1 protein-coding gene is annotated in these 263 nt (G+C 53.6%); it reads right to left on the reverse strand.

Features of this window, described 5'->3' with window-relative positions; genetic code table 11:
- On the reverse strand, positions 1 to 263 hold a 263-nt coding region (locus QP437_RS10740; RefSeq protein WP_285267745.1), incomplete at both ends, for a beta-galactosidase trimerization domain-containing protein.

Here is a 263-nt window from a genome sequence, read left to right on the forward strand (position 1 = left end):
GCCCGTGTAGGTCGCGAGAACATCGACATCGTCTCGAACCGAAATATCGTTTTGCCACAGCACTGATTGAGCGCCATTGGAGAGCTTAATCGCTTGATCTTCGTCGCCAAGGATGTTGAATTCTTCCCCGCGCACGCCGAGCATATCTCGCAGCAGTCCGTTGCCTGCGCCTGGATATCCGCCTAAACCGACGTGGAAGTTTTCGTCAATCAAACCTGTAGCATAGCCGATAATAACGCGGCCGCCGTTCTTCGCGAAAGTAG

The sequence above is a fragment of the Haemophilus sp. UMB1048 genome (genome assembly GCF_030218125.1).
Classification (GTDB): Bacteria; Pseudomonadota; Gammaproteobacteria; order Enterobacterales; family Pasteurellaceae; genus Haemophilus_D.